Consider the following 25,979-nt stretch of genomic DNA (forward strand, 5'->3'; position numbering starts at 1 on the left):
ACGCCGCCCCTCACCAACGGTGACCGCCGGGACACCCGGGGGTCGGATTCCGGCCAATGCGGCGGGCGCGGTGGCCGAGCGGAGGCGGCCGGGCGAGGCGGAGCGGGGCGGGCGCCGCGTCGTCCCCCGTTGGAGGCCCGCCCCGCACCAACAGTCTCGGCCGGCCGGCTTTCCCAGCTCCTTCGACAGTCTTTCACCCACCTTTCACCACCCCCCGACCAGCGAAAACCCTCGTCCAAGCGAGTCAGCGGAGTCGGCAGCGCCCCCGAAGGGGCGCGGGGAACTGCGCGACCAGCCACGACGGAGCCGCACCGAAACGACGGCACATCACGGCACTCCCAGCGGAGCGCCTAGCATGCGTGCCATGGCGATGTTCGTGCACCTGACCTCCGCGGCGAACGCGCCGCGCATCCGGCGGTCCGGCATCCGCGCGAGCGGTCAGGGCCGAGGCGACGCGCGCGGGGTGCACTGCTTCCCGGTGCTGCCGTCGTACACCCTCACCCACCAGTGGCTGCGCGAGCTGGCCCGGTTCGGCAGCCGGGGCGGACTGGTCGCCGTCCATCTGCGGCTGGACGACGCTCAGCAGGTGTCGGCGGGCCACTACCGCGACCGTCCCCGGGACGAGGAGCCGCAGCTCACCGTCGCCGAGGCGGTACGGCGGATCGCGGCGCTGGAGGACCCGCGCGGGTGGGAGGTGTTCGTGCCCCGGGGGATCCGGCCCCGCGAGGTCCACCGGATCCGCAAGGCCCCGCAGGTGGTCGGCTGGCGGTACCGGCCGGACGCGCACGGCACGAAGCCGTGCACCTGCTTCGGCTGCCGGGTGCGCGGCGGCCACGGCGCCCGGAGACTGCTCGAACGGCTGCCGCACCCGCTGGACGGCCCGCCCCCGCCGCCCCGCGTGCTGCTGGCGCGGGTCGCGGCGGCCGGCGATCCCGGGGAGCCGGCGGTGCTGCGGGAGGCGCTGCACTGGTTCGGCATGCGCGGGCGCGGCCCGCTCGCCGAACTGGCGCCACTGGCCGGGCATCCCGACCCGTCGGTGCGCGAGGACCTGGTCTGGGCGGTGGCCCGCTGGTCCACCCCAGGCGTCACGGACCTGCTGGACCGCCTCGCCGCCGACCCGGCCCCGCAGGTCCGGGAGGCGGTGGAGGCGATCCGCGAGGAGTGAGCGTTCCGCTGGGAGCGCCGCGATGTGCCGTCGTTCCGCCGCGGCGCCGTCGTGGCTGGTCGCGCAGTTCCCCGCGCCCCTTGAGGGCGCTGCCGAACCGCAGCGGACCGGACCCGACCGGCTGGGGAAACCGCTAGACGCCGGTCCGGCCGTCGATCAGTTCGCGCAGGATGTCGAGGTGGCCGTTGTGCCGGGCCGTCTCCTCGATCAGATGCAGCAGGATCCAGCGCAGGTCCACATGACGGCCGTCGCGGGTCGCAGTGCGCGCCTTGGTGTCGAGGTCGTGCTGGGCGACCAGCTTGCGGTGGCTCCCGGCGTGTTCGGCGTACTCGTCGAGCACGCGCGCGAGCGGGAGGTCTACGGCGATGCGCATCTCGCGGTCGGGGTCCTCGTCGGTCCACGGCCCCTCGTCCGCCTCGCCGAGGAACACGACCCGGAACCAGTAGTACTCGACCCAGCGCAGATGGTTGACCACGCCGCTCGGGGTCATCAGCGGCGAACCCGGCAGGGGCGCCTTGCGGGCGTCCGCGTCGGAGAGGTCCTCGCACTTGGCGCGGGCGGTGTCCCGGGCGTAGTCGAGGAACGTGGTCAGCTGGGTGCGCTCGTCCCACGCGGGGGGCATGTCGTCTGTTCTCGTCATCGCGGACGAGCATGTCCGCCGCCGACCCGCCTGTCGAGCGCATTCCGCAGCGCATCGGGAGGGGAGTTCCAGAGGACCCCGCATGGGGATCGCGATGTTGTGGATCTTGCCGTGTGGCGCAGCGGGGTGTGGCAGACTGCCGCGGTGGTCGATCATTCGTTCGCGGATCTCACCCTCGCCTCCCTCTACGACACCATCAACCCGTGGGGGCCGGACGACGACTTCTACCTGGACCTGGTGACAGCCGCCGACGCGGTGCTGGACGTCGGCTGCGGCACCGGCAGGCTCCTCGCGCGGGCCGCCGAGGACCGCCGCCCCGGGCGACGGCTCACCGGTCTCGACCCCGCCGCCGCGATGCTCGTCCAGGCCCGGCGCCGGGCGCCCGGCGTGGAGTGGCTGCTCGGCGACCTCCGCACCCACCGGTGGAACGGCGCGTTCGACCTCGTCACGATGAAGGGCCACGCCTTCCAGGTGCTCCTGGGCGACGACGAACTGCGCACCGCGCTGCGAGCCGTCCGGTCCGCGCTGGCCGACGGCGGACGGTTCGTGTTCGAGACCCGCAACCCGGCGGCGCGGGCCTGGGAGACCTGGACCCCGGACCGCGCGCGCGAGATCACCGACGCGGACGGCCGTGTCGTACGCGTCCGGCACGAGGTCGAGGACCCGCCGGCCGGCGACCGCGTCACCTTCACGGAGACCTTCGAGTGCGCCGGGTGGCCCCGCCGGCGCGTCAGCCGCACCACGCTCCGCTTCCTCGCCCCCGACGTTCTCTGCGGCTTCCTCGCCGAGGCGGGGCTGCGGGTGGTGGACCAGTACGGGGACTGGGGACGGGGGCCGCTGACCTCGACCAGTCCGGAGATCATCACGGTGGTGACGCCGGAGGAGCGGCCGGAGAAGCGGCCGGTTCCCCGCTGAGTTCCGGCTGGTTCGCGGTGGCATACGCGGTTCGTTCGGTAGTAAGGAGCACGTAGGGAAAACCCTTCATCCTGGGCCAGAAGTCCACTTGGAGCCGCTTTCCCTACTAGCCTGCTGTGAGCGCGGACAGTCTGCGCGCCTTCGAGCGCGCCTCCGCCGCCCGGCCTATACAGACGGCCGCCTGGTTTGCAACCGGTTTTTTCCTTTCGCGCGTCCGCATTACGGACAGTCACTTCCGATAGATGTGTAACAAGTCCGTTTCGCAGGGATCTTTCTGCTAACCGTTTGTCCGGATTTTGGAAGAAGTACACGTCAGGTGTGATCGAACCGAGACCTTTGGGGTGTGGTTCGCTCTTCGCCCATGGCAGATAGTTAGGCGCGTAGAGCTCGGATATACGGGTCACGCGCTGCTGGGGGGAGCGCCGACTCACGAGCGTGGGGGCACCTGACTTTCCCTGGCATCGGTGACGGTGCCGGTCGTGTCATGTGCTCCCTCATGTGGTGAATCAATGGACTCATGAGGAGGAACCCCATGCGCGGTGCCAAGAGCGCCAAGTGGGTGGCCATAGCCGCTGTTGTGGCTCTCGGTGCGACGGCCTGTGGTGGCGGCGGGGACAGCGGCTCGGGCAGTGGCGACGGCACCGTCTCGATGGAGATCGGTGAGCCGCAGAACGGCCTGATCCCGAGCAACACGTACGAGACCGAGGGCGGCCAGGTCATCCACGCCCTCTTCACGGGGCTGACCAAGCTCGACGCCGACAACAAGGTCGTCAACGACATGGCCGCGTCGATCGAGAGCACGGACAACAAGGTCTGGACGATCAAGCTCAAGACCGGCTACACCTTCCACGACGGTGAGAAGGTCACGGCGCAGTCGTACGTCGACGCCTGGAACTACGGCGCCGACCAGACCAACGCCCAGCAGACCAACCCGCTGTTCAACCACATCCAGGGTTGGAGCGACCTGAACCCGGGCGAGGGCAAGAAGGTCACCGCCAAGGGCATGTCCGGTCTGAAGGCCGTCGACGACTCCACCCTCGAGATCACGCTGACCGGCGCGTTCTCCGCGTTCCCGACCCAGCTCTCGTACCTGTCGTTCGCGCCCCTGCCGAAGGCGTTCTTCAAGGACCCGAAGGCCTTCGGCGAGAACCCGATCGGCAACGGCCCGTTCCAGATGGACGGCACGTTCAAGCACAACGAGTCGATCAAGCTGAAGAAGTACGACAAGTACCCCGACGCCTCGAAGATCGAGGTCAAGGCGATCAACTTCAAGATCTACTCGAACCAGGACACCGCCTACAAGGACCTGGTCGCCGGCAACCTCGACCTCGACATCACGATCCCGACCTCGGGTCTGCCGACGTACAAGAAGGACCTGCCGAACCGCACGATCGACGAGGCCGACTCGGGCGTCGGATACATCGGCTTCCCGATCAAGTACAACAAGGCGTTCCAGAACAAGGACCTGCGCAAGGCGATCTCGATGTCGATCGACCGCCAGGCGATCGCCGACAAGATCTTCCTCGGCGCGCGCATGCCCGCCGACGACTTCATCAGCCCGATCATCGACGGCTACCGCCAGGGCGCCTGCGGCGACGCGTGCACGCTCAACCCGACCAAGGCCAAGGAGCTCTACAAGGCGAGCGGCGGCCTGCCGGGCAACACGCTGGAGCTCGGCTACAACGCCGACGGCGACCACAAGGCCTGGATCGAGGCCGTCGCCAACCAGATCCAGCAGAACCTCGGCATCAAGGTCACGGCCAAGCCGTTCGAGCAGTTCCAGACCATCCTGAACGACCTGGACGCGAAGAAGTACAGCGGCGCGTTCCGCATGGGCTGGAACATGGACTACCCGGACATGGAGAACTACCTCCGTCCGATCTTCTCCAAGGACGCGATCACCTCCGGCTCGAACTACGCCGGATACGTGAACGAGAACTTCGAGAAGCTCATCGTCGCGGGCGACCAGGGTGCCACGCACGCGGACGCCATCAAGAAGTACCAGGAAGCCGACGACATCATCCTCGACGAGATGCCGTACATCCCGGTGTACTTCTACAAGACGAACGGTGGCTTCAGCGACAAGATCAAGTCCGTGAAGATCGCCGGTCACCAGGTCCTGTGGGAGACGGTCAAGCTCAGCTGAACCAAGTTCTGAGCGGTTCCCCCACACAGAGCGCGGACAACGGGTGAGCAGCGAGAGACGCGTGTCTCTCCCTGCTCACCCCGTCTGCCGTCTCCCGTCCTACAGCGCCGCCCCGGCTGCGGACGGTTTCTGCACCCCCCTCTGGAGTACCCATGGGCCGATATGTCGCGCGCCGCGTGTTGCAGGCCATCCCTGTGCTGCTAGGCGTCACGTTCATCATCTTCTGTCTGGTCTTCGCTCTGCCCGGCGATCCCATCCAGGCACTGGCCGGCGAAAAGCGCGCCGACCCCAACATCGCGGCGATGCTCCGCGCGCAGTACCACCTCAACGACCCCCTGTACCAGCAGTACTGGCACTACATCACCGGAGTCTTCACCGGTGACCTGGGGGAGACGTACAACGGGCGGGCCATCTCCGAGATCGTGTCGGAGAGATTCCCGATCACGCTGAAGCTGGGCCTGACCGCCTTCGGGATCGAGGCCGTCATCGGCATCGTGGCGGGCATCTTCTCGGCACTGAAGAAGGGCAAGTTCCTCGACAACGTGGTGCTGGTCTCCACGCTGGTGCTGATCTCCATCCCCGTCTTCGTGCTCGGCAGCGTGCTCCAGCTGGAGTTCGGCGTCAATCTGAAGATCACGCCTGTCGCCGGCATCGAGCAGGGCTGGCCGCAGAGCTACATCCTCCCGGCCATCGTCCTGGCCTCGACCTCCATGGCGTACATCGCACGGCTCACCCGGACGAGCATGACCGAGTCGATCCGCGCGGACTACGTCCGTACGGCGATCGCCAAGGGTCTGCCGCGGCGCCGGGTCATCGGCGTGCACGCGCTGCGCAACTCGCTGATCCCGGTCATCACCTTCCTGGGCTTCGACCTCGGCGCTCTCATGGGCGGCGCCATCATCACCGAGCGGGTCTTCAACCTGCCCGGCATCGGTGGCCAGTTGGCCCAGTCCGTGTATCTGCGAGAACGGCCCGTCGTGGTCGGTCTGGTGACCCTGCTCGTCCTGATCTACCTGGTCGCCAACCTCCTCGTAGACCTGCTGTACGCCGTGCTCGACCCGAGGATCCGTTATGAGTGAGAAGACGATAGACAAGCCCGTCGTGGCAGGCGCGGACGGGCTGACCAAGGAGCTGGAGGAAGAGGAGAAGGCCGCCGCGCGGCAGGCCAGTCTCCTCAAGGACGGCTGGCTGGACCTGCGAAAACGGCCGATGTTCATCCTGACGGCGCTGATCATCCTCGGTCTGCTGGCGCTGGCGGTCGTGCCGGGCCTGTTCACCTCGCGCTCGCCGTTCTCGAACGGCTTCTGCCAGCTGGACAACTCCATGGAGGGCCCCTCCTCCGGGCACCTGTTCGGCTTCGACGTCCAGGGCTGCGACATCTACACGCGTACGGTGTTCGGCACCCGCAACTCCATCGTCGTCGGCGTGATCACCACGCTGGCCACCACGCTCGTCGGCTGTCTGCTCGGCATGCTGGCCGGACTGCGCGGCGGCTGGCTGGACGCGATCCTCTCCCGGGTCACCGAGGTCTTCTCCGCGCTGCCCCTCATCATCGGCGGCCTGCTGATCATGTCGATCTGGCAGACCGGCAACGTGTGGACCGTCTCCCTGGTGATGGCGCTGCTGGGCTGGCCGCAGGTCTACCGGATCATGCGCGGCGAGGTCATCTCCAACAAGTACAACGACTATGTGATGGCCGCCAAGGCACTCGGCGCCGACTCCGGCCGGATCGCGTTCCGGCACATCCTGCCGAACACGCTGGCCCCGGTCATCGTCATCTCCACCATGAACCTCGGCGTGTACATCGCCGCCGAGGCCGCCCTGTCCTACCTCGGCATCGGCATCCAGTCCCCGAACATCTCCTGGGGCCTGATGATCAGCGACGCCCAGGACAGGTTCCTGACCTCGCCGCACGCACTGCTGTTCCCGGCCGGGGCGCTGAGCATCACCGTGCTCGCGTTCATCATGCTCGGCGACGTGGTACGCGACGCCTTCGACCCCAAGATGCGCTGAGGGAGGCGTACGTGACCATCATCGATCCGACGGACGCCGTTCCGGCTCCGCGCGAGGCCGACGGCGAACAGCCCGGCCCGCTCCTCGACGTGCGCGACCTGCACGTGGAGTTCCACACCCGCGAGGGAGTGGTCCGCGCCGTCAACGGCGTCAACTACTCGGTCGACTCCGGGGAGACCCTCGCCGTGCTCGGCGAGTCCGGCTCCGGCAAGTCCGTGACCGCTCAGGCGATCATGGGCATTCTCGACATGCCGCCGGCCCGCATTCCCCAGGGCGAGATCCGCTTCCGAGGCCGGGACATGCTCACCATGTCCGAGGAGGAGCGGCGCAAGCTGCGCGGTGCGCGCATCGCGATGATCTTCCAGGACGCGCTGTCCTCGCTCAACCCCGTGCTCAGCGTGGGCTTCCAGCTCGGCGAGATGTTCCGCGTCCACCAGGGGATGTCCCGCAAGGACGCCAAGGCCAAGGCCGTCGAGCTGATGGACCGGGTGAAGATCCCGGCCGCCGCGGCCCGGGTGAGCGACTACCCGCACCAGTTCTCCGGTGGTATGCGCCAGCGCATCATGATCGCCATGGCGCTCGCCCTGGAGCCGGACCTGATCATCGCCGACGAGCCCACCACGGCCCTCGACGTGACGGTCCAGGCCCAGGTCATGGACCTGCTGGCGGAGCTGCAGCGCGAGTACCGGATGGGCCTCATCCTCATCACCCACGACCTGGGCGTCGTCGCGGACGTCGCCGACAAGATCGCGGTGATGTACGCGGGCCGCATCGTGGAGACGGCGCCGGTGCACGAGCTCTACAAGCGCCCCGCCCACCCCTACACCCGCGGTCTGCTGGACTCGATCCCGCGCCTCGACCAGAAGGGCCAGGACCTCTACGCGATCAAGGGACTGCCGCCCAACCTGCTCAAGGTGCCCCAGGGCTGCGCCTTCAACCCGCGGTGCGAGAAGGCGCAGGACATCTGCCGCACGGACCTTCCGCCGCTGGTCCCGGTGGCGGAGCGGGACGGAACGGAACTGCCCGGCCGCGCGAGCGCGTGCCACTTCTGGAAGGAGACGATCCATGGCTGAGACGACCGAGGCAGCCGAGCCTCAGGACGTGACGCCCAACGTCTCCGCTGTGGAGATCGCCGACGTGCACTCGCAGGAGGAGGCGGTCGCCGCCCTCGACGCGCCCGTCGAGCGGGGCGAGCCGATCCTCCAGGTGCGCAACCTGGTCAAGCACTTCCCGCTGACCCAGGGCATCCTCATCAAGCGCCAGATCGGTGCGGTGAAGGCGGTCGACGGCGTCTCCTTCGACCTCTACCAGGGCGAGACCCTGGGCATCGTCGGCGAGTCCGGCTGCGGCAAGTCGACGGTCGCGAAGCTCCTGATGAACCTGGAGCGGGCGACCGCCGGCGAGGTCTTCTACAAGGGCCAGGACATCACCAAGCTGTCCGGGAAGGCCCTCAAGGCCGTCCGCCGCAACATCCAGATGATCTTCCAGGACCCGTACACCTCCCTCAACCCCCGGATGACGGTGGGCGACATCATCGGGGAGCCGTACGAGATCCATCCGGAGGTGGCCCCGAAGGGCGACCGGCGCCGCAAGGTCCAGGAGTTGCTGGACGTCGTGGGCCTCAACCCCGAGTACATCAACCGGTACCCGCACCAGTTCTCCGGCGGTCAGCGTCAGCGCATCGGCATCGCCCGCGGTCTGGCGCTCAACCCGGAGATCATCATCTGCGACGAGCCGGTGTCGGCGCTGGACGTGTCGGTGCAGGCGCAGGTCATCAACCTGATGGAGCGGCTGCAGAACGAGTTCAACCTCTCGTACCTCTTCATCGCCCACGACCTCTCGATCGTCCGGCACATCTCGGACCGGGTGGGCGTGATGTACCTGGGCCGGCTGGCCGAGATCGGCTCGGACGAGGAGATCTACGAGCACCCGACGCACCCCTACACCCAGGCGTTGCTGTCGGCGGTCCCCGTTCCGGACCCCGAGGCCCGTGAGCACCGCGAGCGGATCATCCTCACCGGCGATGTGCCGTCCCCGGCCAACCCGCCGTCCGGCTGCAGCTTCCGCACCCGCTGCTGGAAGGCGCAGGACAAGTGCGCCGCGGAGACTCCGCTGCTGGCGGTGCCCGAGCGCTTCAAGGGCGAGGACTCCCCGGCGGCCCATGACTCGGCCTGCCACTTCGCCGAGGTGAAGGACGTCGTGCACGCGGCCTGACCTCCTGGTCGACGCAGTCGACGCGCCCCCACATGAGAGCGGCCCGCCGGGTACCCCCGGCGGGCCGCTCTCATGGCGCTACTGCCACTCCAGGCCCCAGACGTTGGCGTCCTTCTTCACGAGAGCCACTTGGCGTCCTCTTAACCCGTACGGGTGGGGTGAGGGTGCATCAAGTCCGTGATGTGCCGATATTGACTGGTAAAGGATCAATATCCCGGCGTCGGCGGCACAGGGCTGCTCACGGTAGGCGCGCGGTCGATGAGGAGGCAGCCATGCGTGGAGCCAGGCACGCCAAGTGGGCCGTGTGCGCGGCGGCGACAGCGCTCGCGGCGACGGCCTGCGGGGGCGGGGGGAGCGACGGCGGGGGCGACGGCGGCGCGGTGCTCAGTTCCTCCTGGGGAGACCCGCAGAACCCGCTGGAGCCCGCCAACACCAACGAGGTGCAGGGCGGCAAGGTCCTCGACATGATCTTCCGGAGCCTGAAGAAGTACAACCCGGAGACCGGCGCCGCCGAGGACATGCTGGCCGAGAAGATCGAGACCTCGGACTCCCAGAACTTCACCATCACCGTCAAGGACGGCTGGACGTTCAGCAATGGCGAAAAAGTGACGTCCAAGTCCTTCGTCGACGCCTGGAACTACGGCGCCAGCCTGAAGAACAACCAGAAGAACGCGTACTTCTTCGAGTACATCGACGGCTACACCGCGGTCCACCCCGCCGACGGGAGCGCGCAGAGCGCCAGCGCCCTCGCCGGGCTCAAGGTCGTCGACGACCAGACCTTCACCGTCAAGCTCAAGCAGAAGTTCTCCACGTTCCCCGACACCCTGGGCTACCCCGCCTACGCCCCGCTGCCCCAGTCCTTCTTCACCGACCACGCGGGCTGGCTGCAGAAACCTGTCGGAAACGGTCCCTACGCGATCGACTCCTACACCAAGGGCTCCCAGATGGCCCTGAAGAAGTGGGACGGCTACCCCGGCACCGACAAGGCGGAGAACGGCGGAGTGACCCTCAAGGTCTACACCGACAACAACACCGCCTACACCGACCTGATGGCCGGAAACCTCGACCTGGTCGACGACGTGCCCGCGGCCCAGCTCAAGAACGTCAAGAACGACCTCGGCGACCGCTACCTCAACACCCCCGCCGGCATCATCCAGACCCTGGCCTTCCCGTTCTACGACGCGAAGTGGAACACCGACGGCTCGGACAAGGTCCGCACCGGCCTGTCCCGGGCGATCGACCGCAAGCAGATCACCGAGACGATCTTCCAGAACACCCGCACCCCCGCCACCGACTGGACCTCCCCGGTGCTCGGCGAGGAGGGCGGCTTCAAGGAAGGCCTGTGCGGGGACGCCTGCGAATACGACCCCGACGCGGCCAAGGAACTCATCGAGGAGGGCGGCGGGCTCCCCGGCGGCCAGGTCAAGATCACCTACAACGCGGACACCGGATCCCACAAACAGTGGGTCGACGCGGTCTGCAACTCGATCAACAACGCCCTCGACAACGAGAAGGCCTGCGTCGGCAACCCGGTCGGCACCTTTGCCGACTTCCGCGGCCAGATCACCGACCGCAAGATGAGCGGCCCGTTCCGGGCGGGCTGGCAGATGGACTACCCCCTCATCCAGAACTTCCTCCAGCCGCTCTACTACACCAACGCCTCCTCCAACGACGGCAAGTGGTCCAACGCGGAGTTCGACAAGCTCGTCGACCAGGCCAACGCCGAGACCGACACCGCCAAGGCCGTGGAGACCTTCCAGCAGGCCGAGGAGGTCGTCCGCGACAACATGGCCGCCATCCCGCTCTGGTACCAGAACGGCAGCGCCGGCTACTCGGAGCGCCTCTCCAACGTCAAGCTGAACCCGTTCTCCGTCCCGGTCTACAACGAGATCAAGGTCAGCTGACCCGCCATGGGCCGGTATGTGATCCGGCGGCTGCTCCAGATGATCCCCGTGTTCATCGGCGCCACGCTGCTGATCTTCCTGATGGTGAACGTGATGGGCGACCCCGTCGCGGGCCTGTGCGGCGACCGCCAGTGCGATCCGGCCACCGCCGCCCAGCTGGAGAAGGAGTTCGGCCTCGACAAGCCGGTCTGGGAGCAGTACCTGACCTACATGGGGAACGTCTTCACCGGAGACTTCGGGACGGCGTTCAACGGACAGCCCGTCACCGAGCTGATGGCCTCGGCGTTCCCGGTCACCATCCGGCTGACGATCGTCGCGATCCTCTTCGAGATCGTCATCGGGATCACCCTCGGCGTGGTCACGGGCCTGCGCCGGGGGAGGCCCGTCGACACCGGGGTCCTGCTCCTCACCCTCGTCGTCATCTCCGTCCCCACCTTCGTCACCGGTTTGCTGCTGCAACTGCTGCTCGGCGTCGAGTGGGGCTGGATCAAGCCGTCGGTCTCCTCGGAGGCCACCTTCGGCGAGCTGATCGTGCCCGGCCTGGTGCTGGCCTCGGTCTCCCTCGCCTACGTCACCCGCCTGACCCGCACCTCCATCGCCGAGAACAAACGCTCCGACTACGTCCGCACGGCCGTGGCCAAGGGGCTCCCCCGCCACCGGGTCGTCACCCGCCATCTGCTGCGCAACTCGCTCATCCCGGTGGTCACCTTCATCGGCACCGACATCGGGGCGCTGATGGGCGGCGCGATCGTCACCGAGCGGATCTTCAACATCCACGGCGTCGGCTTCCAGCTCTACCAGGGGATTCTGCGCCAGAACACCCAGACGGTCGTCGGCTTCGTCACGGTCCTGGTCCTGGTCTTCCTCGTCGCCAACCTGCTCGTCGACCTCCTGTACGCCGTACTCGACCCGAGGATCCGCTATGTCTGAGCCGACGCGTGAGCCGACGCCCGGGGAGCAGCCCGGGGAGCACCATCTGCAGGGCGCGGCCCGCACGCCGGAGGAGGGCGTCATCGCCGACACCGGCATGGGCGGCACGATGGACCTGGCGACGGCGGAGGGCGAGACACTGGAGCCGCTTCCATCAGCCGCCTCCGGCGGACGGGCTCCCGGCGGAGCGCTGGGCACCGGTCCCGCGGAGAAGCCCCGCTCCCTGTGGTCCGACGCCTGGCGCGACCTGCGCCGCAACCCGGTGTTCCTCGTCGCCGGCCTGGTCATCCTCTTCCTGGTCTTCATCTCGCTGTGGCCCGGGGCCATCACCTGGGAGAGCCCCCTCAAGTGCAACCTCGCCAAGGCCCAGGAGGGCTCCCAGCCCGGCCACCCCTTCGGCTTCGACGGCCAGGGCTGCGACGTCTACACCCGCACCGTCTACGGCGCCCGTACGTCCGTCTCGGTCGGCGTCCTGGCCACCCTCGGCGTCGCCCTGCTCGGCAGCGTGCTGGGCGGTCTCGCCGGGTTCTTCGGCGGGTCGGGGGACTCGGTCCTGTCCCGGATCACCGACATCTTCTTCGCCATCCCGGTCGTCCTCGGCGGACTCGTCCTCCTCTCCGTGGTGACCAGCAATACGGTCTGGCCGGTCATCGGGTTCATGGTGCTGCTCGGCTGGCCCCAGATCTCCCGCATCGCCCGCGGCTCGGTGATCACCGCCAAGCAGAACGACTACGTCCAGGCCGCCCGCGCCCTGGGCGCCTCCAACTCCCGGATGCTGCTGCGCCACATCACCCCGAACGCGGTCGCCCCGGTGATCGTCGTCGCGACCATCGCGCTCGGCACCTACATCTCCCTGGAGGCGACCCTGTCCTACCTCGGCGTCGGCCTGAAGCCGCCCACCGTCTCCTGGGGCATCGACATCTCCGCCGCCTCCCCCTACATCCGCAACGCCCCCCACGCCCTGCTCTGGCCCTCAGGAGCCCTGGCCGTCACGGTCCTGGCCTTCATCATGCTCGGCGACGCGGTCCGCGACGCCCTCGACCCGAAGCTGAGGTGACGACGGATGCGAGTGCACGTACGTGATGCGAGGGCGGGGTTCCGCTCCCGGTACGGGCAGCGGCCGCGGACCGGCTGCCGGCCGGCCGTCCCGCGGACGCCCAGGCAGGGCTCCGGCCCCCGGCCGGCCGCCGTGCCCGGCGCGGGGGCGTGTTCGGCGATGCCGGTGGGCGACGCCGCCCTCGACCCGAAGCTGAGGTGACGACGGATGCTGCTCGAAGTGCGGGACCTGCACGTGGAGTTCCGTACCCGGGACGGGATCGCCCGGGCCGTCAACGGCGTCAGCTACGGCGTGGACGAGGGCGAGACGCTCGCCGTGCTCGGGGAGTCCGGGTCCGGGAAGTCCGTCACCGCGCAGGCGGTCATGGGCATCCTCGACATGCCGCCCGGGCGGATCACCGGCGGCGAGATCCTGTTCCAGGGCCGGGATTTGCTGAAGCTCAAGGAGGAGGAGCGCAGGAAGGTCCGGGGCGCCGAGATGGCGATGATCTTCCAGGACGCCCTGTCGTCCCTGAACCCCGTGCTGTCGGTCGGCGACCAGCTCGGCGAGATGTTCACCGTGCACCGCGGGATGTCGCGCAAGGAAGCGCGGGCCAAGGCCGTCGAGCTGATGGACCACGTCCGCATCCCGGCCGCCCGCGAACGGGTCAAGGACTACCCGCACCAGTTCTCCGGCGGCATGCGCCAGCGCATCATGATCGCGATGGCGCTCGCGCTCGAACCGGCGCTCATCATCGCCGACGAACCCACCACCGCCCTCGACGTCACCGTCCAGGCCCAGGTCATGGACCTGCTCGCGGAGTTGCAGCGCGAGTACCGCATGGGGCTCATCCTCATCACCCACGACCTCGGCGTGGTCGCCGACGTCGCCGACCGCATCGCCGTCATGTACGCGGGCCGGATCGTCGAGTCGGCCCCCGTCCACGACATCTACAAGGCCCCGGCCCACCCGTACACGCGCGGACTGCTCGACTCCATCCCGCGGCTGGACCAGAAGGGCCAGGAGCTGTACGCCATCAAGGGCCTGCCGCCCAACCTGATGCACATCCCGCCGGGCTGCGCCTTCAACCCGCGCTGTCCGATGGCCCAGGACGTGTGCCGCACGGACGAGCCCCCGCTCTTCGAGGTCGACGAGCCGGCGGCCGGCGCGGACCGCACGGACCGGACGGAACGCACGAGCGCCTGCCACTTCTGGCGGGAGTGCCTCCATGGCTAGCACCTCGGCCGCCTCGGCCGTCCCGGCAGCATCGGCCGCCGAGCCGATCCTCGAAGTCAGCGGACTGGTCAAGCACTACCCGCTCACCCAGGGCATCCTGTTCAAGAAGCAGGTCGGAGCGGTGAAGGCCGTCGACGGGGTCGACTTCACCCTCCACCGCGGCGAGACCCTCGGCATCGTCGGGGAGTCCGGCTGCGGCAAGTCCACGGTCGCCAAGATGCTGGTCAACCTGGAGAAGCCGACGGCGGGGGAGATCCGTTACAAGGGCGAGGACCTGACCCGTCTGTCGGGCAAGGCCCTGCGGGCGGTCCGCCGCAACATCCAGATGGTGTTCCAGGACCCGTACACCTCCCTCAACCCCCGGATGACCGTCGGCGACATCATCGGAGAGCCGTACGAGATCCACCCCGAGGTGGCCCCCAAGGGCGACCGGCGCCGCAAGGTCCAGGATCTCCTGGACGTCGTCGGCCTCAACCCCGAGTACATCAACCGCTACCCGCACCAGTTCTCCGGCGGCCAGCGCCAGCGCATCGGCATCGCCCGCGGCCTCGCCCTGCGCCCGGAGGTGATCGTCGCCGACGAGCCGGTCTCCGCGCTGGACGTGTCGGTCCAGGCCCAGGTGATCAACCTGCTGGACCGCCTGCAGAGCGAGTTCGACCTCTCGTACCTCTTCATCGCCCACGACCTCTCGATCGTCCGCCACATCTCGGACCGGGTCGGGGTCATGTACCTCGGACGGATCGTGGAGATCGGCCGGGACGCCGAGATCTACGACCACCCCACCCACCCGTACACCCAGGCCCTGCTGTCCGCGGTCCCGGTGCCGGACCCGGAGGCGCGGGAGCGCCGGGAGCGGATCATCCTGGCGGGCGACGTCCCGTCCCCGACGAACATCCCCTCCGGCTGCCGCTTCCGCACCCGCTGCTGGAAGGCGCGGGAGCGCTGCGCTCAGGAGGTGCCGGCGCTGGCCGTCCCGGCGGAGTTCCGGCTCGCGACGGGACCCGCGGCCCATGACTCGGCCTGCCACTTCGCGGAGGAGAAACAGGTGGTCCCACCGGAGGACGATCATGGTGAGGGAGTGTCATAAGACATCAAACGCACCCCAACCGCGTTAACACGCAGGCAACTTGGCTGACCCGATTCCGATATACGGACGCGCGAGGCTGAACAGCGTACGGCCGTGCGGGTGCCGTAAACGGGCCGGGAGCGCCATGTCTCCCGGCCCGTTGCCCGTGCCTAAGCGGGTCCGGCGAAGTCGGCGGCGGTTCGGCAGCGCCCCTCAAGGGGCGCGGGGAACTGCGCGACCAGCCGCGACGGCGCCGCAGCCAAACGACGGCACATCGCGGCACTTCCCGCGGAGCGCTTAGCCCAGTTGGAGAGCGCGACGCAAGAAGTCCACCTGGAGCAGCAGCAGGTTTTCCGCGACCTGCTCCTGCGGGGTCATGTGGGTGACCCCCGACAGCGGCAGCACCTCGTGCGGCCGGCCGGCGGACAGCAGGGCCGAGGACAGCCGCAGGGCGTGGGCGACGACCACGTTGTCGTCGGCCAGCCCGTGGACGATCATCAGCGGGCGGTGCGGCTCCGCGGGGTCGGAGAGCCCCTCGTCGGTGAGGAGCGAGCTCTTCGCGTACGCCTCCGGGGAGGCGGCCGGGTCGCCGAGGTACCGCTCGGTGTAGTGGGTGTCGTAGAGCCGCCAGTCGGTCACCGGCGCGCCCGCGATGCCCGCGTGGAAGACGTCGGGGCGGCGCAGCACCGCGAGGGCCGCGAGCCAGCCGCCGAAGGACCAGCCGCGGATCGCCACCCGGGAGAGGTCCAGGGGGTGGCTCTCGGCCAGATCCTGGAGCGCGTCGATCTGGTCGTCGAGGCTGACCGTGAAGTCCTGGTGGATCGCCTTCTCCCAGCCGGGCGAGCGGCCCGGGGTGCCCCGTCCGTCGGCGACGACCACCGCGAAGCCCTGGTCGGCGAACCACTGCGAGGTCAGATGGGCGTTGTGTGCGGCGAGCACCCGGGGCCCGTGCGGACCGCCGTAGGGGTCCAGCAGGACGGGGAGGAGCGGGCCGGACGAGGAGGCTGAGGTGTCACCGGGGTAGTCCGTAGGCATGAGCACGGCGCACGGGATGCGCCGTGCGCCCCCTTCGATGAGCCGCACGCGGGGGGACAGGCCCGGATCCTGCGCATAGGAACGGACGATCCCCGTGGGCTTCCCGTCCTTCAGCACCCGCGCCACGCTGCCCGGCCGGTCCGGCATCGCCGACACCAGAACGGTGACGTTCCCCGCGCGCACCGCCGAGTGCACACCGGGCTCCTCGGAGAGGCGCTCGACGCCCAGTTCGTTGACGCGGTAGACATGCACCTCGCCGATTTCCGGCGCCGCCGCGTCCTCCCCGGCCGAGGCGGAGACCAGCACGTCGTCGGCCGTGACGTCCAGCACCGCCCGCACCTGCAACTGGGCTCCGGTCAGCGGACGTTCGCCGACCGCGAGGACCCGCGCGCCGCCCTCGTCGGCGATCCGGACCAGCTGTCCGGAGGGGCTCCAGCACGGCACTCCAGGGAAAAGATCCAGCCAAATCCGATCTTCGTCCGCGTGCACCATCCGGGTCGTCCCGGAGTCGGTGTCCACGGCCAGGTACAGCTGACTGCGCTGATCGCGCGCCTGTACGAGCAGCAGCGGCGCACCCGCCCCTGACCAGTGCACTCGTGCCAGATACGGGTAGCGCGCCCGGTCCCAGACGACCTCCGTGCGCACCCCGTCGAGCCCGAACAGGAACAGCCGGACCTCCGCGTTGGGCGTCCCGGCAGCCGGATAAGGCACGTGTTGTGGGTCACGTTTCGGCTGCGCAGGATCAGAGATCCACCACCGCTCCACGGGCGTGTCGTCCACCCGCGCCACGAGCAGCCGATCCGACTCCGGCGCCCACCAGAACCCGCGCGAGCGGCCCATCTCCTCGGCCGCGATGAACTCGGCCAATCCATAGGAAACCGACTCCGATTCCGGTTCCGCGACCGCCCGGTCGTCCGCACCCTCGGCGCCGACCATCCGCAGGGCGCCTGCGGCGACGTACGCGACGAGCCGGCCGTCGGGGGAGGGGCGGGGGTCGACGACCGGTCCGGGGACCGGCAGTTCGGCGGCCGTCCCGGCCCGCAGCTCGGCCGTGAAAAGCCGCCCTGACAAGGCGAAAGACGCCAGCTCGACGGCCTCGTCGGTGGCGTAGCCGACGATCCCGGCGCCGCCCTCGCGACTGCGTTCGCGGCGCGCCCGTTCCGCCGGGGAGAGGTCCTCCGCGGCGCCCCCGAGCAGCGCGAGGGGGTCGGCGGCCAGGCGCTCCGTGCCGTCCGCCGGGTCGAGGACCCACAGCGCGCCCGCGCGGTCCGTGCCGGAGCCTGAGCGCAGGAACACGACCCGGGAGCTGTCGGGCGCCACCGTGAACGAACGCGGCGCGCCGAGGGTGAAGCGCTGGGTGCGGGCGTGCCTGCGGGGGAAGGAGTCGGACTCGGTCGTCATGGGCCGACCATATTGGCCATGCGCCCCCTTGTGCGGCCGTGCGCCGAGAGATGCGCACGTACTCATAGTTATGATCACTAGCGCACTGTGGGTATGAACCTGCTGGCAGTTGTATGGATTTACAAGTTACCTCGCTCTGTTTTTGCCCCCACGTTCCCGGGTTCTTGGAGGTGAGCCGCCGTGGCACTCTCGATTTCGGCGGTGGTGCTGCTGGCGATCATCGTCTTCTTGTTGATCAAGAAGTCAGGACTGAAGGGCGGTCACGCTGTCGTCTGCATCCTGCTCGGTTTCTATCTGGCGTCCTCGACGATCGCGCCCACGATCAACGATCTCACCACGAGCGTGGCGGACGTGATCGGCAGCCTCAAGTTCTGACGGGTGGGCCGCCTCGTAGGGTGGCCCCATGACGGAACTGCCCGGCCGGCGTCTGTTGCTGGTGCATGCGCACCCGGACGACGAGTCGATCAACAACGGCGCGACCATGGCCAGGTATGCGGCCGAGGGCGCTCATGTGACCCTGGTCACGTGCACCCTCGGCGAGCGCGGCGAGGTCATCCCGCCCGAGCTGCGGCAGCTGACCGGCGCCGCGCTGGGCGAGTGCCGGCGGCGGGAACTCGCCGCCGCCATGGCCGAACTCGGCGTACGGGACTTCCGCCTGCTCGGCGGCGCCGGCCGCTACGGAGACTCCGGGATGATGGGCATCCCCGACAACGACGACCCCGCCTGCTTCTGGCAGGCCGACGTCGACGAAGCCGCCGCGTCCCTGGTCGAGGTGATCCTGGAGGTGCGGCCCCAGGTGCTCGTCACCTACGACGAGCACGGCGGCTACGGCCACCCCGACCACATCCAGGCCCACCGCGTCGCCATGCGGGCCGTGGAGCTCGCCGAGAGCGCCGGGTGGCGCATCCCCAAGGTGTACTGGAACCGCGTCCCGCGCTCCGTCGCCGAAGCCGCCTTTGCGCGCCTCCGTGAAGAGCTTCCACGGCTGCCCTTCGCCGAGAGCGCCGCCGTCTCCGACGTGCCGGGCGTCGTGGACGACGACCGCGTCACCGCCGAGATCGACGCCACCGCCGCGTACGCGGGCGCCAAGGCGGCGGCGATGCGCGCGCACGCCACCCAGATCGAGGTCGCCCCCGACGAGCGGTCCTTCGCCCTGTCGAACGAACTCGCCCAGCCCCTCTTCACCGCCGAGTACTACGAACTCGTCCGCGGAGAACGCGAAGAGCGCGGAGAACCCGGCGAGCCGGCTGGAAAGAGGGTGACCGACCTGTTCGCCGGTGTCGGCGGCCCGGGCGACGCCGCGGAGGTGGCCTGATGTCCGACCGTGGCTCGATGCTCGCCCAGCCGCTCCGGATGCCCCCCGTCGGACGGGCCGTCGCCTACGGGGTGCTGCTGCTGCTCGGCGCGGTCACCGGACTCGCCGGAGCGCTCGTCCAGGCCGGCTGGTTCCCCGGCGGACTGCTCCTCGCGCTCGCCGGCGCGGCCGGGCTGTTCATCGGCGGGGCGCGGGCCCTCGACACCCGCGCCGGGGCCGTCGCGCCCGCCGGCGGCTGGATGATCGCCGTCATCCTGAGCACCGCGGGCCGTCCCGAGGGCGACTTCCTGTTCGGCGCGGGAGGCGGCTCCTACCTCTTTCTGCTCGGCGGCATGGCACTTGCTGTGATCTGCGCCACCATTGGTTTGAGGCGGCAACCGGTCGGCCATGACGTCCGACTTGGCAAGTGACGTACCACTTCACCCTGGCGCACCGGTGGGAGTCCCGTGTGGGTTTCCCTGACGGTCGTGGGATACGGGCCAGAAGTGGCCAGTATGGTGGTGCGCGCCGCCGAGCTGCCCGTGAGGCCGTGGCGGGCGGCGGAGCCAACCTGGAGAACCTGCCTTGAGTCGTGAAACTGACAGTCCGTCCTCCGGGCCCAACGGGCGCGGCGGAGCCGCCTACCCCTCGGGCACGCCGCCGTACGGCACCCCCGTGGTGTCCGACGGCGGTACGGACGCGGGCCGTTCGGCCGCGCGGCCGGAGGAGCGCAAGACCACCGAGACCACGCTGACGACCCGGATCCGCATCAACATCCCGGGTTCGCGGCCCATTCCGCCGGTCGTCGTACGCACCCCCGTGGCCGACGCCGAGAGCACGGGCGACGACAGCCCCGGCCCCGGCGGCCCCCCCCAAGCCGACACCGGCGCCGACGCGTCGCCGCCGGCAGCTGCGGGCGCCGTCGGCTCGGACTCGTCGGAGACCGGCTCGTTCCGGCTGCCCGGCGAACCCGTGCCCTCCTCGGACGAGAAGAAGAGCGACTGGTTCGCGCCGCGCAAGTCCCCGGCGGGCAAGGGCGGTCAGGGCGGCGGCTCCACCAACGGGGCCGGAATCCCCGGCGGTTCCGCCGCCGGTGCGGGCACGCCGCCCGCGGGCGGCCCGGCGGCCGGAACCGCGGCCGGGTCCGGTACCGGGTCCGGTAGCGGCGCGCCCGGCGGCGCACGGCCGGGCGCCGGGCGTCCCGGTGGCGTGGTCGGCTCCATGAGCCTGTCGGGCGGTTCCCGCCCCGGCGGCACCAACGGCGCGGGGCTCCCCGGCGGCGCCACCGGAGGCCCCGTGGCTCCCGGGCACGGCGGCGGTACCGGCTCCTTCGACGTGACCGAGGCACTCGCCGCGGGCCCGCTCGGCAACGGCCCCCGCCCGGGCCAGGCGCCGGGCCAGGGCCCCGGTCCGGGCCAGGGCCCGGGTCAGGGCCGTCAGGGTCGGGGTCGTCAGGGTCAAGGCCCGGGCCAGGTTCAGGGACAGGGTCAGGGCCAGGGCCAGGGCCAGGGCCAGGCTCAGGGCGGCGGCCCCGCCGAACCGCGGCGCGACAACCTGCCGTACTTCTCCGACAACGGCCAGAACGGCCGGCCGGGTCAGAACGGCCAGAGCGGCCAGAGCGGTCAGTACGGCCCGAACGGGCAGGCCGGCGGCCCGCAGGGGCAGAGCGGTCCGAACGGCCCGCGCGCCTTCGGCGGCTCCTACGACTTCAACGGTCCGGACGGGCCCAGCACCCCGCCCGGCCGAGGCGGCCCCCAGGGCGGCCCCGCGGGCCCGACCGGCGGCCCGGTCACCGGCGACGGCCCGATGGTGCCCCCGATGGCCGGCGCCCCCGCCGCGACCCGCCCGCCCGGCGCCCCGGCCGGCCCCGGCGCCGCCCCCGGCACCGGTCGCCTCCCCGGCGGCGGACTGAGCGACGACACCGCGATCCTCACCCCGCAGAAGCACGTCCCCGAACCGGGCCCGGGCGGCTACGGCGGGCGGCCCGCCGACAACGTCTCCGGGCACACCGTCACCAGCGGCATCCCCGTCGTGCCCACCGGCGGCCAGCCCGGGCCGGGCGGATCCTTCCCGCCGGGCCCCGCACGCACCGACGGGCCGGGCACCCCGCCGCACGGTTCGGAGCAGGTCAGGCCGAGCGCGCCCGCGGGCGACTCCAAGAAGGCGAAGAAGCCGAAAAAGAAGAAGGGCCGCAGCAAGGCCCCCCTGCTGGGCGGCCTGGTGGTCGTCGCGGGGATCGGCCTCTACGGGGCCGGCCTGCTGATGAACCACTCCGACGTGCCCAAGGGCACCACCGTGCTCGGCGTGGAGATCGGCGGCGGCACCCGCGACGACGCCGTCAAGAAGCTCGACGACGCCTTCGAGAAGCGGGCCGTCACACCGCTGAAGCTGTCCGTCGACGGCGCCACCGTCACCCTCAAGCCGGACCAGGCGGGCCTGCAGTTCGACCTGCAGGCCACGGTCGACGCCGCCGCCAAGAGCGACTACAACCCGGTCTCCGTGATCAGCTCGCTGTTCGGGCAGCACCGTGAGGTCGAGCCCGCGATGCCCGTCGACGAGGAGAAGCTCCAGGCGGCCCTGAAGACCGCCGCGGGCGGCTCCGGCTCGGTCACCGAGGGCACCATCAAGTTCGAGTCCGACAAGGCCGTCGCCGTCTACGGCAAGGCGGGCAAGGGCATCGACGCGGCGAAGGCCGCCGACTCCGTCGTGGCGGCCTACCGCGCCCAGGTCGAGACGGGCACGACCACCGCGGTCAAGGTCCCGACCACGGCCAAGCAGCCGACGATCACCGACGCCGAGGTCGACCGGATGATGAAGGAGTTCGCCGAACCGGCGATGTCCGACCGGGTCACGGTCGAGGTCGACGCGGCGCACTCCGTGCTGATGAGCCCGAAGAACTCGCTGTGGAAGTTCCTCGGCGTCAAGGCCATCGACGGCAAGCTCGTGGAGAGCTACGACCAGGCGGCCCTGAAGGAGCTCTACGGCAAGGCCTTCGACGGCGTCCTGATCACCCGCGGCACCGGCCAGAAGACCGCCGTCACCGTCCAGGACGTCATCAGCGCGCTGCGCCCGGCCCTGCTCAGCAAGTCGGACCGGACCGGGACCATCGACACCGACCCCAGCTAGACGCTCCGCTGGAAGTGCCCTCCAGGGCGATGCCGCATGACATCTGTCATGCGGCACCGGGGACGGCCGACACTGCCGTCGGCCGGGTCCCCGGGACGACCATTGGTGTCATGACGACGACAGCACCGGTGGTCGGGTTCGACCAGGTGACCAAGAGCTTCGGGGACGTACGGGCCGTGGACGGCCTGACCCTGGCCCTGCGCCCGGGGGAGACCGTGGCGCTGCTCGGGCCCAACGGCGCCGGCAAGTCGACCGCCCTCGACCTGCTGCTCGGCCTCAAGCAGCCCGACAGCGGCGCCGTCCGCCTCTTCGGCGCCACCCCGCGCGAGGCGATCGTCGGCGGGCGGGTCGGCGCGATGCTGCAGAGCGGCGGCCTGATGGACGAGGTGACGGTCGCCGAACTCGTCCGGCTCGCCTGCGCCCTGCACCCGAGGCCGTACCGGCCCGCCGACGTGCTGGCCCGCGCGGGCGTCACCCAGATCGCCGACCGCAAGGTCGACAAGCTCTCCGGCGGCCAGGCCCAGCGCGTCCGGTTCGCCCTGGCCACCGCCGGCGACAGCGACCTGATCGTCCTGGACGAACCCACCACCGGCATGGACGTCACCACCCGGCAGGCGTTCTGGGCCACCATGCGCGAGCAGGCCGACCAGGGCCGCACGGTCCTGTTCGCCACCCACTACCTCGAAGAGGCCGACGCGATCGCCGACCGGGTGCTGGTCCTGCACCGCGGCCGGCTGCTGGCCGACGGCACGGCCGCCGAGATCAAGGCCAAGGCGGGGGCGCGCCGGATCGCCTTCGACCTGGCGGACGGGATGGACGGGATGGACGAGCCCGCCCTGCGCGCCCTGCCGTTCCTCACCGCCCTCGACGTGTCGGGCCGCACCGTCCGCATCCAGTCCACCGACGCCGACGCCACCGTCCACGCGCTCTACGGCCTCGGCCTCTACCCCCGCAACCTCGAGGTCGCCGGGCTCGGCCTGGAACAGGCCTTCGTCGCCCTCACCACCGCCGAGGAGGCGAAGTCGAAGTGAACGGCCTGATCAAGCTGGAGCTCACCCGCGCCCTGCGCAACCGCAAGTTCCTGTTCTTCTCGGTGATCTACCCGGCGGTGCTGTTCCTGCTCATCGCGGGCAGCGCCGACGGCACGGAGAAGGTCGACGGCACGGGCCTGACCCTGCCGACCTACATGATGGTGTCGATGGCCTCCTTCGGCGCCCTCACGGCCGTCCTGATGGGCAACAGCGAGCGGATAGCGAAGGAGCGCCAGAGCGGCTGGGTGCGCCAGCTGCGCCTGACGACCCTGCCGGGGCGCGGCTATGTCCTGGCGAAGACGGCGAGCGCCGCGGTGGTCAGCCTGCCCTCCATCGTCGTCGTCTTCGTGGTCGCCGCGGCCGTGAAGGACGTCCGGCTGGACGCCTGGCAGTGGCTCGCGCTCACCGGCGCGATCTGGGCCGGCAGCCTGGTCTTCGCGGCCCTCGGCGTGGCGATCGGCTACCTCGCGAGCGGGGACGCGGTCCGCCCGATCGCGATGATCACCTACTTCGGCCTGTCGATCCTCGGCGGCCTGTGGATGCCGACGACGACCTTCCCGACCTGGCTGCAGGACATCGCGAAGTGGGTGCCCACGCACGCGTACGCTGCCCTGGGGCAGGCGATCGAGCAGAGCCGGGCCCCGCAGGCGCAGGACATCGTCGTCCTGGCCGTCTTCTTCGTCCTGTTCACGGGCGGCGCGGCCTGGCTGTACCGGAAGGACACGCTGAAGGCGTGAGCGGCGTCGGCATCGGCATCGGGCAACGCCCCACGACCCGCAGGGCGCGGGTGGTGAAGTCCCTGTGGATCGGCATCTGGCTGGTCTACCTGGGCGCACCGGTCAGCGACCTCCTCCACGGCGGCCACAGCGCGGGCGTTCGGTTCCTCGGCTGGCTGGGCCTGGTGGCCTTCGTCGTCTGGTACGGGGCCCTGGTCTTCCGCACCGGCCGCGGCGAGACGACCCGCGTGGTCGCGGGCTCCCTCGCGGTCCTCGCGGCCCAGTCGACGGTCCTGGCCCTCACCCTGGGCCGCGAGTGGCTGGTCCTGTTCGTGTACGTGTCCACCGCGTCCGGCGCCGCCCTGCCGGGGCGCATGGCCCGCTGGACGATCCCTGCCACGGCGGCCCTGATGACAGCCGTCGCCCTGACGCTCCCCGGCGGCCACTCCTACCTGGCCTCGCTCCTCATCCCGGCCCTGCTCGGCGGCGCCGCCATGGCGGGCGTTCGACGCCTGGTGCGCACGACGATCGAGTTGCGGGAGGCGCGCGCCACGGTCGCCCAGCTCGCCGCCAACGAGGAGCGCCTGCGCCTGGCCCGGGATCTGCACGACCTCCTCGGCCACTCGCTTTCCCTGATCACCCTCAAGAGCGAGCTGGCCGGCCGGATGCTCCCCGACCACCCCGACAAGGCCGCCCAGCAGGTCGCCGACATCGAGCAGGTCAGCCGGCAGGCGCTGGTCGACGTCCGCGCGGCCGTCACCGGCTACCGCCGCCCCCGCCTCGCCTCCGAACTCGCCGGTGCGCAGGTCGCGTCGACGGCGGCCGGCATCGCCGTCGCGATCCCCGCCGAACCGGACCTGGACGGCGTCCCCGAGGAGAGCGAGTCCGCGCTGGCCTGGGCGCTGCGCGAGGCGATCACCAACGTCGTCCGGCACAGCGGCGCCGACCGCTGCACGGTGGACCTCGTGCGCCGCCAGACCCTCGACGGCCCCGTCCTCGAACTCTCCGTCCAGGACGACGGCGTCGGCGGCTCCGGCACGGGCCCCGGCAACGGCCTCACCGGCCTCACCGAACGCCTGGCGAAGGCCGGCGGGACCCTGGAGGCGGGCGGCGACAAGCGGGGCTTCCGGCTGACCGCCCGGGTCCCGGCCGGTCCGGCGCCGGACATAGGATCCCGCCCATGAGTGGTCGCACGATCAAGGTCCTGCTGGCCGAGGACCAGTCGATGGTCCGCGAGGCCCTGGCGGCCCTGCTCGGCCTGGAGGACGACATCGAGGTCGTCGCCCAGGTGGCCCGCGGCGACGAGGTCCTCGCCGCGGCCCACGCCCACGACGTCGACGTGGCCCTCCTCGACATCGAGATGCCGGGCGCGACGGGCATCGAGGCGGCGGCCCGACTCCACCGGGAGCTCCCGCGGTTGAAGCTGGTCGTCCTCACCACCTTCGGCCGCCCGGGCTATCTGCGCAGCGCCATGGAGGCCGGCGCCGACGCCTTCCTCGTCAAGGACGCCCCCGCGGCCCAACTCGCGCAGGCGGTCCGCAAGGTCCTGGCGGGCGAGCGGGTCATCGACCCCACGCTCGCCGCCGCGGCCCTCGCCGAGGGCGCCAACCCGCTGACCGACCGCGAGCGGGAGGTCCTGCGCGCGGCGGCCGACGGCTCGACCAACGCGGAACTCGCGACGGCCCTGCACCTGTCCCAGGGCACGGTCCGCAACTACCTCTCCACGGCGATCCAGAAACTGGCGGTCCGCAACCGCGCGGAGGCGGTACGGACAGCCAGAGACAAGGGCTGGCTGTAACGCCCCCACACCCGGGCTCCGCCCCGCGGCCGGGCTCCGCCCCGCGGCCGGGCTCCGCCCCGCGGCCGGGCTCCGCCCCGCGGCCGGGCTCCGCCCCGCGGCCGGGCTCCGCCCCGCGCCCGGGCTCCGCCCCGCGCCCGGGGTCAGCCCAGCGGCTGTGCTCTGTCCCGTGGCTGTGCTCCGCCCTGCGGCTGGGGTCAGCCCCGCGGCTGCGCTCCGTCCTGCGGCCGTGCCCGTCCCGTGGCTGGGCGCCGCCCCTTGGCCGGGCGTCGCCCCGCGACTGCGCTCAGCCCCGCGACTGCGCTCAGCCCCG

The 25,979-nt window shown here is 70.6% G+C and carries 22 protein-coding genes; 20 read left to right on the top strand and 2 right to left on the bottom strand.

Translation table 11 applies throughout. The features are described 5' to 3' along the window. The first annotated feature begins 364 nt into the window (after positions 1 to 364). Entirely contained in the window at positions 365 to 1,165 is an 801-nt protein-coding gene (locus ACWCPF_RS09410; RefSeq protein WP_451044389.1) for a HEAT repeat domain-containing protein, read from the top strand. A gap of 133 nt (positions 1,166 to 1,298) precedes the next feature. On the opposite strand, the gene ACWCPF_RS09415 is transcribed toward ACWCPF_RS09410, so the two are convergent. Further along, the gene (locus tag ACWCPF_RS09415) at positions 1,299 to 1,805 is read right to left on the bottom strand and encodes a DinB family protein (protein ID WP_451044390.1); all 507 of its coding nucleotides are present in this window, start codon (positions 1,803 to 1,805) and stop codon (positions 1,299 to 1,301) included. A 144-nt stretch (positions 1,806 to 1,949) separates the two neighbouring features. Here ACWCPF_RS09415 and ACWCPF_RS09420 point away from each other — a divergent pair, with 144 nt between their 5' ends. The 11 genes from ACWCPF_RS09420 (at position 1,950) to ACWCPF_RS09470 (ending at position 15,286) form a co-directional block, all read left to right on the top strand. Next, positions 1,950 to 2,720, top strand: coding sequence for a class I SAM-dependent methyltransferase (locus tag ACWCPF_RS09420; RefSeq protein ID WP_451044391.1), 771 nt, complete (start codon positions 1,950 to 1,952; stop codon positions 2,718 to 2,720). A gap of 532 nt (positions 2,721 to 3,252) precedes the next feature. Further along, on the top strand, positions 3,253 to 4,866 hold the full coding sequence (locus tag ACWCPF_RS09425) for a peptide ABC transporter substrate-binding protein (RefSeq protein ID WP_451044392.1): 1,614 nt from the start codon (positions 3,253 to 3,255) through the stop codon (positions 4,864 to 4,866). Between the two features lie 152 nt (positions 4,867 to 5,018). Further along, positions 5,019 to 5,945 carry an ABC transporter permease gene (locus tag ACWCPF_RS09430; protein WP_451044393.1) on the top strand — a complete coding sequence of 309 codons (927 nt, stop codon included), beginning with the start codon at positions 5,019 to 5,021 and terminating at the stop codon, positions 5,943 to 5,945. Beyond that, complete coding sequence (locus ACWCPF_RS09435; protein ID WP_451044394.1) at positions 5,938 to 6,879, top strand: ABC transporter permease; 942 nt, start codon at positions 5,938 to 5,940, stop codon at positions 6,877 to 6,879. Before ACWCPF_RS09430 ends, ACWCPF_RS09435 begins: the two co-directional genes overlap by 8 nt. Before the next feature lie 11 nt (positions 6,880 to 6,890). Further along, on the top strand, positions 6,891 to 7,952 hold the full coding sequence (locus ACWCPF_RS09440) for an ABC transporter ATP-binding protein (protein WP_451044395.1): 1,062 nt from the start codon (positions 6,891 to 6,893) through the stop codon (positions 7,950 to 7,952). Further along, positions 7,945 to 9,093: an ABC transporter ATP-binding protein gene (locus tag ACWCPF_RS09445; protein WP_451044396.1), complete on the top strand. Its 1,149-nt coding sequence runs from the start codon at positions 7,945 to 7,947 to the stop codon at positions 9,091 to 9,093. The genes ACWCPF_RS09440 and ACWCPF_RS09445 overlap by 8 nt, the downstream gene beginning before the upstream one ends. Before the next feature lie 272 nt (positions 9,094 to 9,365). After that, positions 9,366 to 10,997 (top strand): peptide ABC transporter substrate-binding protein, encoded by a 1,632-nt coding sequence (locus tag ACWCPF_RS09450; protein ID WP_451044397.1) that lies wholly within the window; start codon positions 9,366 to 9,368, stop codon positions 10,995 to 10,997. Positions 10,998 to 11,003: 6 nt separating this feature from the next. Beyond that, positions 11,004 to 11,927, top strand: a complete 924-nt coding sequence (locus tag ACWCPF_RS09455) for an ABC transporter permease (protein WP_451044398.1) — start codon at positions 11,004 to 11,006, stop codon at positions 11,925 to 11,927. Beyond that, the gene (locus tag ACWCPF_RS09460; protein WP_451044399.1) at positions 11,920 to 12,984 is read left to right on the top strand and encodes an ABC transporter permease; all 1,065 of its coding nucleotides are present in this window, start codon (positions 11,920 to 11,922) and stop codon (positions 12,982 to 12,984) included. The genes ACWCPF_RS09455 and ACWCPF_RS09460 overlap by 8 nt, the downstream gene beginning before the upstream one ends. 207 nt (positions 12,985 to 13,191) lie before the next feature. After that, a complete protein-coding gene (locus ACWCPF_RS09465; RefSeq protein ID WP_451044400.1) occupies positions 13,192 to 14,199 on the top strand; it encodes an ABC transporter ATP-binding protein in 1,008 nt (335 codons plus the stop codon). Next, a complete protein-coding gene (locus ACWCPF_RS09470) occupies positions 14,192 to 15,286 on the top strand; it encodes an ABC transporter ATP-binding protein (protein ID WP_451044401.1) in 1,095 nt (364 codons plus the stop codon). Before ACWCPF_RS09465 ends, ACWCPF_RS09470 begins: the two co-directional genes overlap by 8 nt. A gap of 276 nt (positions 15,287 to 15,562) precedes the next feature. On the opposite strand, the gene ACWCPF_RS09475 is transcribed toward ACWCPF_RS09470, so the two are convergent. Then, positions 15,563 to 17,701, bottom strand: a complete 2,139-nt coding sequence (locus tag ACWCPF_RS09475) for a prolyl oligopeptidase family serine peptidase (protein ID WP_451044402.1) — start codon at positions 17,699 to 17,701, stop codon at positions 15,563 to 15,565. A gap of 180 nt (positions 17,702 to 17,881) precedes the next feature. Between ACWCPF_RS09475 and ACWCPF_RS09480 the strand changes: the two genes are divergently transcribed. The 8 genes from ACWCPF_RS09480 (at position 17,882) to ACWCPF_RS09515 (ending at position 25,666) form a co-directional block, all read left to right on the top strand. Next, positions 17,882 to 18,076, top strand: coding sequence for a hypothetical protein (locus tag ACWCPF_RS09480; RefSeq protein WP_451044403.1), 195 nt, complete (start codon positions 17,882 to 17,884; stop codon positions 18,074 to 18,076). Positions 18,077 to 18,104: 28 nt separating this feature from the next. Continuing rightward, positions 18,105 to 19,016 (top strand): N-acetyl-1-D-myo-inositol-2-amino-2-deoxy-alpha-D-glucopyranoside deacetylase, encoded by a 912-nt coding sequence (gene mshB, locus ACWCPF_RS09485; protein ID WP_451044404.1) that lies wholly within the window; start codon positions 18,105 to 18,107, stop codon positions 19,014 to 19,016. Continuing rightward, the gene (locus tag ACWCPF_RS09490) at positions 19,016 to 19,426 is read left to right on the top strand and encodes a DUF6113 family protein (protein ID WP_451044405.1); all 411 of its coding nucleotides are present in this window, start codon (positions 19,016 to 19,018) and stop codon (positions 19,424 to 19,426) included. Before mshB ends, ACWCPF_RS09490 begins: the two co-directional genes overlap by 1 nt. 154 nt (positions 19,427 to 19,580) lie before the next feature. Next, the gene (locus ACWCPF_RS09495; protein WP_451044406.1) at positions 19,581 to 22,121 is read left to right on the top strand and encodes a hypothetical protein; all 2,541 of its coding nucleotides are present in this window, start codon (positions 19,581 to 19,583) and stop codon (positions 22,119 to 22,121) included. 110 nt (positions 22,122 to 22,231) lie between these two features. Continuing rightward, positions 22,232 to 23,152 carry an ABC transporter ATP-binding protein gene (locus tag ACWCPF_RS09500; RefSeq protein WP_451044407.1) on the top strand — a complete coding sequence of 307 codons (921 nt, stop codon included), beginning with the start codon at positions 22,232 to 22,234 and terminating at the stop codon, positions 23,150 to 23,152. After that, positions 23,149 to 23,889, top strand: a complete 741-nt coding sequence (locus tag ACWCPF_RS09505; protein WP_451044408.1) for an ABC transporter permease — start codon at positions 23,149 to 23,151, stop codon at positions 23,887 to 23,889. Before ACWCPF_RS09500 ends, ACWCPF_RS09505 begins: the two co-directional genes overlap by 4 nt. Next, positions 23,886 to 25,052 carry a sensor histidine kinase gene (locus tag ACWCPF_RS09510; RefSeq protein ID WP_451044409.1) on the top strand — a complete coding sequence of 389 codons (1,167 nt, stop codon included), beginning with the start codon at positions 23,886 to 23,888 and terminating at the stop codon, positions 25,050 to 25,052. Before ACWCPF_RS09505 ends, ACWCPF_RS09510 begins: the two co-directional genes overlap by 4 nt. Next, positions 25,049 to 25,666, top strand: a complete 618-nt coding sequence (locus ACWCPF_RS09515; RefSeq protein WP_451044410.1) for a response regulator — start codon at positions 25,049 to 25,051, stop codon at positions 25,664 to 25,666. Before ACWCPF_RS09510 ends, ACWCPF_RS09515 begins: the two co-directional genes overlap by 4 nt. Positions 25,667 to 25,979 lie beyond the last annotated feature (313 nt).

Source organism: Streptomyces sp. NPDC001858, from assembly GCF_053594615.1.